The 10,391-nt window shown below is 65.1% G+C and carries 10 protein-coding genes; 6 read left to right on the forward strand and 4 right to left on the reverse strand.

The annotated features are described in order from the left end of the window. Positions 1–9: 9 nt before the first annotated feature. From RMO89_RS14325 to RMO89_RS14335, 3 genes are read left to right on the forward strand one after another with little or no spacing between them, the layout of a single operon-like run. On the forward strand, positions 10–1,479 hold the full coding sequence (locus RMO89_RS14325; protein ID WP_310533937.1) for an ATP-binding protein: 1,470 nt from the start codon (positions 10–12) through the stop codon (positions 1,477–1,479). A 53-nt stretch (positions 1,480–1,532) separates the two neighbouring features. Then, positions 1,533–1,871, forward strand: a complete 339-nt coding sequence (locus RMO89_RS14330) for a hypothetical protein (RefSeq protein WP_310533925.1) — start codon at positions 1,533–1,535, stop codon at positions 1,869–1,871. Positions 1,872–1,888: 17 nt separating this feature from the next. Beyond that, the gene (locus RMO89_RS14335; RefSeq protein WP_310533926.1) at positions 1,889–2,128 is read left to right on the forward strand and encodes a hypothetical protein; all 240 of its coding nucleotides are present in this window, start codon (positions 1,889–1,891) and stop codon (positions 2,126–2,128) included. On the opposite strand, the gene RMO89_RS14340 is transcribed toward RMO89_RS14335, so the two are convergent. Genes RMO89_RS14340 through RMO89_RS14355 form a run of 4 tightly spaced genes read right to left on the reverse strand, consistent with a single transcriptional unit; the run spans position 2,125 to position 6,755 of the window. Then, the gene (locus tag RMO89_RS14340) at positions 2,125–2,988 is read right to left on the reverse strand and encodes a Nif3-like dinuclear metal center hexameric protein (RefSeq protein WP_310533927.1); all 864 of its coding nucleotides are present in this window, start codon (positions 2,986–2,988) and stop codon (positions 2,125–2,127) included. The two genes, RMO89_RS14335 and RMO89_RS14340, sit on opposite strands and share 4 nt — an antisense overlap. A 10-nt stretch (positions 2,989–2,998) precedes the next feature. Beyond that, a complete protein-coding gene (locus tag RMO89_RS14345; RefSeq protein WP_310533929.1) occupies positions 2,999–3,880 on the reverse strand; it encodes a Nif3-like dinuclear metal center hexameric protein in 882 nt (293 codons plus the stop codon). Then, positions 3,880–4,869 carry an alpha/beta hydrolase gene (locus RMO89_RS14350; protein ID WP_310533930.1) on the reverse strand — a complete coding sequence of 330 codons (990 nt, stop codon included), beginning with the start codon at positions 4,867–4,869 and terminating at the stop codon, positions 3,880–3,882. The genes RMO89_RS14345 and RMO89_RS14350 overlap by 1 nt, the downstream gene beginning before the upstream one ends. Positions 4,870–4,880: 11 nt before the next feature. Continuing rightward, complete coding sequence (locus RMO89_RS14355) at positions 4,881–6,755, reverse strand: TIM barrel protein (RefSeq protein ID WP_310533932.1); 1,875 nt, start codon at positions 6,753–6,755, stop codon at positions 4,881–4,883. 233 nt (positions 6,756–6,988) lie between these two features. Between RMO89_RS14355 and RMO89_RS14360 the strand changes: the two genes are divergently transcribed. The 3 genes from RMO89_RS14360 to RMO89_RS14370 form a co-directional block, all read left to right on the forward strand. Beyond that, a complete protein-coding gene (locus RMO89_RS14360) occupies positions 6,989–7,669 on the forward strand; it encodes a TetR/AcrR family transcriptional regulator (protein ID WP_310533934.1) in 681 nt (226 codons plus the stop codon). Between the two features lie 86 nt (positions 7,670–7,755). Continuing rightward, the gene (locus RMO89_RS14365; protein WP_310533935.1) at positions 7,756–8,976 is read left to right on the forward strand and encodes an MFS transporter; all 1,221 of its coding nucleotides are present in this window, start codon (positions 7,756–7,758) and stop codon (positions 8,974–8,976) included. Positions 8,977–9,135: 159 nt separating this feature from the next. Beyond that, the coding region (locus RMO89_RS14370; protein WP_310533936.1) for a TonB-dependent receptor plug domain-containing protein at positions 9,136–10,391 on the forward strand (1,256 nt) is incomplete at its 3' end.

Here is a 10,391-nt window from a genome sequence, read left to right on the forward strand (position 1 = left end):
CACCCCCCGGTGAGCGCAGCCATCCAAATCGGCGTCGACCAGAACGACCAGCCGATCACCCTTGACGTCGAAGAACTGCTCGCCACCCGCTTGCTGGTGCAGGGCAACAGCGGCTCGGGCAAATCGCACCTGCTGCGCCGCTTGCTTGAGGAAAGCGCCGCGATCATCCAGCAGATCGTCATCGATCCCGAGGGTGACTTTGTCACGCTGGCCGACGTCTTCGGCCACATCGTCATCGATGGCGCGGCCTATTCCCCGCCCGAGCTGATCCGGCTGGCTTCGCGTATCCGCCAGCACCGTGCCTCGGTCGTGCTGGCGCTCGACGGGCTGGAGATCGAAGGCCAGATGCGCTGCGCCGCGCTGTTCCTTTCGGCGCTGTTCGATGCCCCGCATGAGCAATGGTTCCCCGCGCTTGTCGTTGTCGATGAAGCGCAGCTGTTTGCCCCTGCCGCTGCTGGCGAGGTCAGCGACGAAGCGCGGCGGCTCAGTCTGGCGGCCATGACCAACCTGATGTGCCGGGGACGAAAACGCGGGCTGGCCGGGATTGTCGCCACGCAGCGCCTCGCGAAGCTCGCCAAGAATGTCGCGGCCGAGGCATCGAACTTCCTGATGGGCCGCACCTTCCTCGATATCGATATGGCCCGCGCTGCCGACCTGCTGGGCATGGAGCGCCGCCAGGCCGAGCAGATCCGCGATCTGGCGCGTGGGCAGTTCCTCGGCCTTGGCCCGGCGATCAGCCGGCGGCCGGTGGCAGTGCGGATCGGCGCGGTGCGTACGGGTGCCAAGGTTGTCATGCAAAAGATGGTGCCGCCGCCCAATGCCCTGCCGGACGAATTGCACGCCCTGCTGCACGAGGACCTGCACCTTGATCCGGCTGCTCCGACCGAGCCGGTCCGCGCAGCCCCCCAGCCGGCTGCCGGGGCGCTGATCGAACAGATCACCGGCCACGCGGCCGGGCCTGACGACCTGCCCGAGCCGGCCCCAGCCTTCGTGCGATCAGCCGAGGAGATCGAGGCGGCAGTTACGTCGATCCTGCTCGAAATGGCGGCCGAGGATGGCAACACGTTCCAACCGCAGGCCATGCTGTTTCAGGACTTCACCGTCCGCTGCCGGATGCAGCGGCTGACCGCCGGCCATGTCGACATGCACCAGTTCCGCCGACGCTTTGCCATGGCCGTGGCCGGCGTGGAGGACCAGAGCGCCGAGGCGTGGCGCGACATTCTGCGCGTGTCCGCCGTGCTGTCCGATGACCTGCTCGCCCCGTTCCTCGTCATCGCCCGCGCCGCACAGGATGGCTTGCCGTGCCCCGGAGACGATGAACTGGCGCGGGTCTATGGCACCAATTCGCAAGGGCGCATCCGCCGCCTGCTCGACCATTTCGAACGGCTTGGGCTGATCGTGGTGCGCAACGATTTCAGCGGGCGGCGTTCTGTCTCGATCCCCGAACTCGGCTTCGCCACCGAACCGCTCGAGGCATGAGGCTGCCGGTGCGATTGTCGGCGCGGCACAGTTCCGCTAGGTAAGGCAGACACATGGCCCGCAAACATAACAAACGCGATCCCTACGGCGACCTAGACCGTGAGGAAGAAACCCCCGTCGAGGTCGTGCCCTGCTGGCTGTGCAGCCGGCCGACCGGCAAGACCATCGTCTGGCACCATCCGGTTCCCAAAAGCCGGGGCGGGCGCGATACCGTGCCGATGCACCCGATCTGCCAGCAGACGCTGATCACCAATTTCACCAATTCCGAATTGCAGCGCTACGGGCTTGACGTCGATGGCCTGCTGGCCAACCCGCCCATCCGCAAATTCGTCGACTGGGTGGCGAACAAGGATCCTGACTTCACCGCCCCCCTGGCGAAGAAGCAGCGCTAACTTTGGATCGAAGAGCAATGACCGGGTCAACAACACAAACATCGCAGGATCTCTTCGCCCACTGCGTGCAGGTCTTCGGCGGCATTCCGGCAACTTCGCGGCGGCTGGGCATTGATGAACGCGCCATCCGTCGGTTCATCAATGGTGAAAAGCCCATCGGTGACGGCTTGCTGGACGATACGGCCAAGGCGCTGAGTCTGCTGGTCGCCGAGGCAAAAGCAGCGGAAAGCCAGATCGCCGCCGCCAAGGCCGACTAGAAAGCGACTTCGCCCAGAGGCAGGTCCGACCGCAGCAAGGTCACCGGAACGGAGACTTGCCCCTTCAGCCAGTCGGCCAATGCCCGCGCCGGTGGTTCTTCAAGCGCGATCGAACCCGCCAGCAGCAAAGCCTTGGGCCGGCCCAGCGCGATCGCATCCATGACATAGGCCGCCGTCTCGGTTTCATGGACCTCGCCGGCGATCAGCAAGTCGACATCGCTGCGCGCCAGCAGCGGCGCGAGGGCGTTGGGCCGGTTGGTTTCGGTCGCCAGGGCAAGCCCGCGCACCATCATCGCCGGGTCACCGATCAGCCGCACCGCCGCGCTGCCGGTGGCGGACTTGACCCGCCGCACCAGCTCGCTCAGCTGAGCAGGTGCGCCCGTGTGGATCAGACCTGACGCCGGATTGGCTGCCGTTTTCGCCCCCGGCAGTCCAATGGCGCGCAGCAGCGCATCGGTTATCGCCCGCCCCGCCTTGCCAGAGCGCGGGTCCTGCAGGCGCAGAACGGCAAAGCCTTGCCGCTCGATCAGCGCCAGCTTTTCTGTCAGCGCTGGCTCGGGCTTGCTGACCGGGCGGTCCTGGCTGTCGCCAAGGAAGGCTTGCCGGCTGATGACAAGGTTCGCCCCCAGTTCGCCGGCGCGCTTCAGCACCGCGGTCGAGGCCCGCGCGCAGACCACGATCCCGCGCACCTCGCTATCGCCGTCGCCGGCGCGGAACCCGTCGACCAGCGTGCCGGGCGCTCGGTAGGAGCCGCCAGCAATCGCCGTATCGCGCCGCGCCGGGGCATCGATGCCGCGGTGGCGGTTCAGTTCGGGTCCGAGTCCCCGCTGGATCAGGTCAAACAGCTCGTGTCCGCGCATGGACGGCTCCTCAGGCGGGGTTGCTGTAAGGGTCGGCCGCTTCGAGCCATTGCACAGGCAGCGCGGGAAACACCGTCCGCAGCCAGTCGGCGAGCACGCCCATGCCGGGATCCTCGCCGGTGTGGCCGGCAAGATAGATCGTCACCGGACGGCTGGCGGCCATGTCCTGCGCGTAGCCAAGCACTTCGGGCTCGCGCACTTCGCCAAGCAGGACGGCGTCAGCGCCCGATTCAAGCTGCTGGATCTGCGCGTTCTCACCTGGCATCCCGGCCGAGACCGAGACCGTGCGGATGGTCCGCGCCGGATCGCCGAACATGCGCAGCGTTCGCCGGCCGAGCCGGGTGGCGATGTGGCGGCCTAGGGTGCCCGCGTTGGTGGCCGGCATCACGATCCACGGCATCGGCATCCCGGCGCGCGCCTCGCGCTGGGCCTCCCAGCCCAGCCGCCGGATCAGCCCGGTCATGATTGCATCACCGGGCCGGCTATGCGCGTGGCCGTGCATGCGCTGGATGACCATCCCGTTTGCATCCAGGAAGCGCTTCTTGGCGAGCAGCACGGGATCGTCATCGCGCACGGCAGATTCGGCAAAGTCGTCATACCGTTCGTAGAAGCTGGCTTCGTGCGGGACGATATAATTCAGCCCCGCCGCTTTTGCCCGGCGCAGCACGTCCACGCTGGCGGTGAAGCAGGTGGCGATGCCGGTGACCGGAACGTCGCGCGGGCCATAAATTATGCGGTCGTCAGTGGGATTCGGGTCCCATGGCTGGCCCGAAGCATCCTTGATCGCGGCGAAGACTTCGCGCGCAGTCGGAGCCGTGCCTGCTAAGGCCAGCGGCGCCGGCGCGACGATCGTTGCGGCCAGCGCGGCCAGCGTCGTGCGCCGGTCGATCATCAGCGGGGAACGCGCAGCTTCTGGTGAAAGAAATCGAACGTGGCGTTGGTCGCGCGCAGGGTTGCGTCGCGGGTCTGCGCCGGTGTGGCGCCAATGAACGAATGGTCGACGCCGTCGATGTAGATTGTCTCCACTGGCACCCCGGCAGCGCGCAGCCGTGCCTCGCCGATGCGCGATTGTTCGACCGGCACGACCTTGTCCTCGGTGCCGTGGATCAGCAGGAACGGCGGGTCCTTGGCATCGACATAGGTCACCGGGCTGGCCGGTGCGTAGGTTTCTGCCGAGCAGCGCCCCGTGCAACCCAGCAACTTTTCCGCCGCGCCATCGACGCCATTGGCGCGGCCCGCGGCCATCGCGGCAAAATCGTAGACGCCGTACCAGGTGACCGCCGCCGTCGCGCAGACATCACTGGCGGCAGCCGGATCGAGGCCCGTGTCCTTGCAGCTCAGCGCGGTCAGCGCCGTCAGGTGGCCGCCAGCAGAACCGCCCCAGATCCCGACGCGCGAGGGATCAATGCGATAGCGCGCGGCATTGTCACTCAGGAAGCGCAGCGAGGCCTTGGCATCCTGCACTTGCGCCGGGAACTTGGCGTCACCTGACAAGCGATACTCAAGGCTGGCGACGACGAAACCCTCTGCCGCCAGCGCCGCAAGCACGCGCGGGAAATTGGCCAAAGCGCCTGAATGCCGGGTGTGACCGCCCACCCAGCCGCCACCGTGGATGTAAAGCACCAGCGGGTGCGGGCCCTTGCTGGCGGGCACGTAGATATCAACGACTTGCGGAATGTGGCCATTGATCTGCTGATAGACGATGTCGCGGTAGCCCTTCACGCCGCCCGGGAAGGCGACCGGCACGATCGGAAAATGGTCTTCAAGACTTGGCTTTTCGGAAACCGGGAACACCCTTTGGGGCGCAGCCTTGGCCGAGGCTGCGGCAGGGACTGACAGCAGCGCAGCCGTCATCAAGAGGGTGAACGCCTTGCGGATCATCATCGTCTCCATCAATCCAGAAAGTCGGGTTTGTGCCGGGCCTGTGCGGCCAATCGGATCGGGGCGTTAACCGCGCCGTAGCCCGTGTAACGCCGCCGCTCGACCAGTTCGAAGAACACCCGGCGCGCGAAGGCGCGGGTGTAGAACTGGAAATATTCGGACTCGCTGCCATCAGCCTCGACCGCGCGGTCATAAAGGATGTCGCGCGCCGCCATCGCCTCGATGAGCGCGGGGTCCAGCCCCCAGCGGGCCTCGAGGTCGTCGTAATAGTTGCGCGGGATTTCCAGCCGCTCGATCCCGGCGGCAATCGCCGCGTCGACGCTGGCGAAAATGTCGGTGCAGGTCAGCGCTACGTGCTGCACCCCGGCGCCGAAATAGTTCTGGATGAACCGCGACGACAGCGACTGGCTGGCGAGCGACCCGTTGAGCGTGAAGCGCACCGAGCCGTCAGTGCTCTCCACGGCCTGGCTCTGCACCAGCCCCATCGGATCGGCAATTTCGAGCTGCGGCGTTTTGCGCATGTCGAGCAGACTGACGTAGAACAGCTGCCACGAGAGAAACTCCTCGAACTGCATGGTCTGCGCGATATGGTCGACCCCGGTCAGTTGCACCGGTACGGCAGGTTCAAGCGCTGCGGGGAATTCGTGCGCCCACATGGCATCGCGGCTGGCGGCATCGACGAAATAGAGCAGACTGCCCCCCACCCCGCGCACGCTGGGGATCGGCCATTCGTCCGGCCCGATCGCCTGTTCGAAACGCGGCACGGAGAGCGCATCGGCGCGGGCGAGCGCGCCCGGAACGTCGTCCAGCGTCAGCCCGATCGCGCAGACCGAGGCGCCGTGGACCACGTCGAAACTATGGGCCAGCCCCTCGGGCTCGCAGTTGATGACGATGTTGACCGGGCCTTGCGTCCAGCGGGTGACGTCCTTGCTACGGTGCCGGGCAGTTGGCCGGAAACCGAGCGGGCGGAGCATTGCGCCCAGTTCGTCAGCCTCGGCATGGCTGGCAGCGAATTCGAGGAACTCGACCCCGCGCGGAACGGCCTTGGCGGGCAGCGCCGGACTGGTGGACACCGGGCGCGTGACGCCGCCTTCAAGCAGGCGCAGCGAGCGCAGGCCATCCAGCGCCACGCCGCTGGCAGAACCGGCGCGGAAGCGGTCGTTGAATATCTCGAGGCTCCAGTAGCCGTCATAGCCGGTGCGGCGGATCGCCTCCGACCAGTCGTCGAGCGGAAAGTCGCCCTGCCCCGGCATGCATCGGAAGTGGCGGCTCCAGCCGAGGTAATCCATCTGCAATTGCGGCGCGTCGCAGACCTGGACGATGAACAGCTTGTCGCCGCGAATGTCGCCGATGCTGCTTGACGGGATGCCGCGTGCGAGTGAATGAAAGCTGTCGAGCACCAGCCCCAGCGCCGGGTGATCGACATCGCGCACCAGCGCCCATGCCTCACGGTGGTCGTTGACGTGGCGCCCCCAGGCGAGCGCCTCATAACCGATGCGCATCCCGCGTTTGCCGGCGCGTTCTGCCGCTTCGGCAAGGTCATCGAGCATTCGCGAGCGATCGCCCTCAGCCTGCGGTGAACAGCTGGAACAGACCAGAACGAGGTCGGTGCCAAGATCGGTCATCACATCGAACTTGCGCTCCAGCCGGTCAAAGGCGCGGGAGCGGGCTGGTTCGGGCAGGCCTTCAAGGTCACGGAATGGCTGGAACATGGTGCAGGCAAGGCCAAGGTCGGCCATCATGCCCGCCACCTGACGCGCATCAAGGTGCGTGGAAAGCAGGTCGTTCTCGAAAATCTCGGCCCCGTCGAAGCCGGCAGCGGCAATCGCCTGGAGCTTCGTTTCCAGTGTGCCGCTGATCGAAACCGTGGCAATCGAGGTCTTCATCGGGCCTTGCCGTCCTGTCCCTTGGCGGGAGTCGCTTGCCCCCTGAAGCAGCGGCGTAACACGGGTCGTGAGTTGACAAAAGCAGAAATGATGCGAACTAGTTCGTAACACAAATTTCCGAGAGTCACTCGCGGGTGCAGACGGCAGCAGAAAATGGCGTTATCGAAGCCGGGACAAGCGTCCTCGCCGCGCCGGTTCCCCGGCGCGGGAGGCCTGTGCCCGGAGATTCTGCCTTGCCTTCAGAAAAGCTTGCTCCTGCTGAAAAGCCCACCAAGGCCGAAAAGCCCGCGCGGCGATCGCACGCCGAAACCCGCGAGGCGACAATCAACCAGATCATCGACATCGCCACGGCCGAATTCGTCGAAAAGGGACTGGCCGGCGCCCGCATCGACGAGATCGCCGGCAAGGCGACCAAGCGCAAGATCTACTATTACTTCGAGGGCAAGGAGGAGCTTTACCGTGCCGTCCTTGAACGCGCTTACAAGCGCGTGCGCGCAAGCGAGAACGAAGTCGATATCGAGGCGGGGACCGCGGCCCAGGCGCTGCGCAACCTGATCGAGCATGAAGTGCGCTATCACTCGCAACATCCCGAACTGGTGCGGCTGGTGATGAACGAGAACATCCTGCGCGGCGAACAGATCAAGCAGATCGCCGGCCTGCCGGAAAGCAACAGCAAGGCGGTCGACATCGTTTCGCGGATCGTTTCGCGCGGTGAGGCGGAGGGTTCGTTCCGGCCGGGAATCAATCCGGTCGAACTTCACATGAACGTAACCGCGCTGAGCTTTTACAACGTATCGAACCAGTTCACTTTCGCCCACAATTTCGGCGTCGATATGACCAGCGCCGATGCCGTCGAACGGCGGGCGAAGCAGGTGGCAGACATTATCATAGCATGGGTCACGCAGAAGGACTGACCAGCCCCGGCCCCTTGGTCGACGGCACGGTTCCGGCTGCATAGGCCCAGCGACAAACAAGCTGAGCGATCAAGGGGAAGAGGACAATGGCAGGTTACAATGCGGCTTCGGCTGCCGTTTCGCCGTCGCAGTGGACGGCACGGGCAATCGCCACGGTGGCGCTGTGCTTCGCGATCAACATGGCCGACGGCGTCGACGTGACGATCCTTTCCTTCATCGCGCCGCGCATCCAGCAGGACTGGGCCATCGGCCCCGATGTGATGGGCACGCTGTTCAGCGCCGGCCTGCTGGGCATGGCCATCGGCGGCATGTTCATCGCGCCGCTGGCTGACCGGTTCGGGCGGCGCAAGGTGATCCTCGCGGCGCTGGCGCTGATGTCGTCAGGTATGCTGGCCAGCGGCTTTGTCGCTACCGTCTCGCAACTGTTCACGCTGCGGGTGATCGTTGGCGCTGGCATCGGCACGGTACTGGCAGCCATGGCCGCGCTGGCATCCGAGAGCGCGCCGGAACGGCATCGCAACCTTGCTGTAGGGCTGGTGCAGGCTGGTTACCCATTCGCCGCGATCTTCACCGGGCTCATCGTCGCGCGGTTGCTGCCGGTCCACGGCTGGCACGTGCTGCTTATCGGCGCGGGTGCCATCACGATTGGCCTGTTCCCGCTCGCGTGGATCCTGCTGAGCAACGCCGTTCCGCATAGCGAAGACGATGACGGTGCTGCCACCGGCGTCGCCACCCTGTTCAGCCCCACCCTGCGCGGCCGGACCATCGCCTTGTGGGGCGCGGTGTTCTTCGGGCTGATGGTGCTCTATTTCATCGTCAGCTGGATCACCAAGCTGTCGATCCAGGCCGGCCTTTCGGAAACCAACGGGATATACGCCGGCGCGCTTTACAACCTTGGTGCGTTTGTCGGAACGGTGACCATGAGCGTGCTGGCAGTGCGCGTGCCGCTGGGCAAGCTGGTGCCGACGATGCTCGTCTGCGCGGCGGGCGCGATGCTGTGGTTCGGCTCCGTACCGATGTCGATCGGCGCGACCATGGCGACCGCCTTTGCCATCGGGGTCCTGTTGCAGGGCGGCTATAACGGCGTCTGGCCACTGGCAGCGGAAAGCTATCCCTCGCAGGTCCGCGCCACGGGGATCGGCTGGGCCATCGGCATCGGCCGCAGCGGCGCCATCGTTGGCCCGTTCGTCGGCGGACAGCTCATGGCCGCCAAGGTCTCGCTGCCGATCCTGTTCGCCACGTACTGCGTTCCGCTGCTGGCCTGCGCCGCTTGCGCCTATGCCGTGCAGCGCCAGACCCGTCGATGAACGAATTGACAGGAACTAGTTCGTAACATAAATGACGGAACCACGAGACCGGGGGAAAGCCCTCGGTGGATCGGGAGGGGATTTATGAAAAAGTTGGTTTCGCGACTCGCCGTGTCGGCGTCTTTCCTTGCTTTCACAGCGGTTATGGCAGTTCCGGCAATGGCCCAGGATGCCGCTGCTGATGATGCCGAATCACCTGCGGAAGAGATTGTCGTCACCGGATCGCTGATCCAGCGGCCGAACAACACCGCCGTATCGCCAATCGTCTCGATCAGCGATGTCGCGATCAAGGAAAGCGGCAAGTCCAGCCTCGTCGATGCGCTGAACCAGCTGCCCGGCTTCACCGTGGCGGGCAATGAATCCACCGGCGGTCAGGGAACAGGCGGACGGGCCACGATCAACCTTCATGGCCTTGGCACCAATCGCAACCTCGTGCTGCTCGACGGACGCCGCCTGCCTGTCTCGGACATTCGCGGTAATGTCGACATCAATATCCTGCCCGATGCGATCATCGGCGGCGTCGATGCCATCACCGGTGGTGCTTCTGCCGTCTATGGTTCGGACGCCATGTCCGGCGTGGTCAATTTCAAGTCGATCCGCTCGCTCGACGGCTTCGTCATCGATGCCCAGACCACGATCAGCGAAAAGGGCGATGCCTTCAAGTTCAAGGGCTCGGTCGCCTTCGGCTCCAGCTTTGCAGATAATCGCGGCAATGTCGTCGCGGCATTCTCCTATGCCAAGCAGGACACGCTGAACGGCAGCGAGCGTTCGTTCTTCTTTGACAAGACGCCCTCGGGCTTCATCGGCACCGGCACCTTCGTGCCGAGCGCGGCCAACGCGCCCAGCGCCGCCGCCGTCACTGCCCTGTTCAACGGCTATGGCATTGCCGGCACGCGCAACCCGCTCGCCTCCAACTTCGGCTTCAATTCTGACGGCACGCTGTTCACCCAGACGGGCGCGCTTAACTACAAGGGTCCCAACGGCAGCGGCGGATATGCGATTGTCGGCGGCAACGTCCGCATGCCGGTCGGCCAGCAGATCGACTATATCAACGGACTGGAACGCAAGACCGCCTACCTCAAGGCCGATTACGAGCTGGCACCCGATTTCAAGCTCTATGGCCAGTTCATGTTCGTGGACCTGACCACCACCACGCACAGTGGTGGCAGCCTGACGCAGTTCCCCACGCTGACCACCATCCCGGTCACCAACCCCTTCATCCCCAACGACCTGAAGACCATCCTGGCATCGCGTGCGAACCCGACAGCGGCCTTCAACTGGAGCGCCCGCTATGTTGGCGTGCCGTACAAAGGCTGGGATGAAAACTACCAGATCCAGCAGTACCTGACCGGCCTGAAGGGCACGATCACCGATGGCTGGACGTTCGACGCCTTCGTTGCCTACGATCAGTCGGT

The sequence above is a fragment of the Novosphingobium sp. genome (genome assembly GCF_031424035.1).
GTDB lineage: Bacteria > Pseudomonadota > Alphaproteobacteria > Sphingomonadales > Sphingomonadaceae > Novosphingobium.

Coding starts and splice junctions, on each gene's coding strand:
- RMO89_RS14330 (WP_310533925.1), top strand. CDS start 1,533: ATGGCCCGCAAACATAACAAACGCGATCCCTACGGCGACCTAGACCGT.
- RMO89_RS14335 (WP_310533926.1), top strand. CDS start 1,889: ATGACCGGGTCAACAACACAAACATCGCAGGATCTCTTCGCCCACTGC.
- RMO89_RS14340 (WP_310533927.1), bottom strand. CDS start 2,988: ATGCGCGGACACGAGCTGTTTGACCTGATCCAGCGGGGACTCGGACCC.
- RMO89_RS14345 (WP_310533929.1), bottom strand. CDS start 3,880: ATGATCGACCGGCGCACGACGCTGGCCGCGCTGGCCGCAACGATCGTC.
- RMO89_RS14350 (WP_310533930.1), bottom strand. CDS start 4,869: ATGATCCGCAAGGCGTTCACCCTCTTGATGACGGCTGCGCTGCTGTCA.
- RMO89_RS14355 (WP_310533932.1), bottom strand. CDS start 6,755: ATGAAGACCTCGATTGCCACGGTTTCGATCAGCGGCACACTGGAAACG.
- RMO89_RS14365 (WP_310533935.1), top strand. CDS start 7,756: ATGGCAGGTTACAATGCGGCTTCGGCTGCCGTTTCGCCGTCGCAGTGG.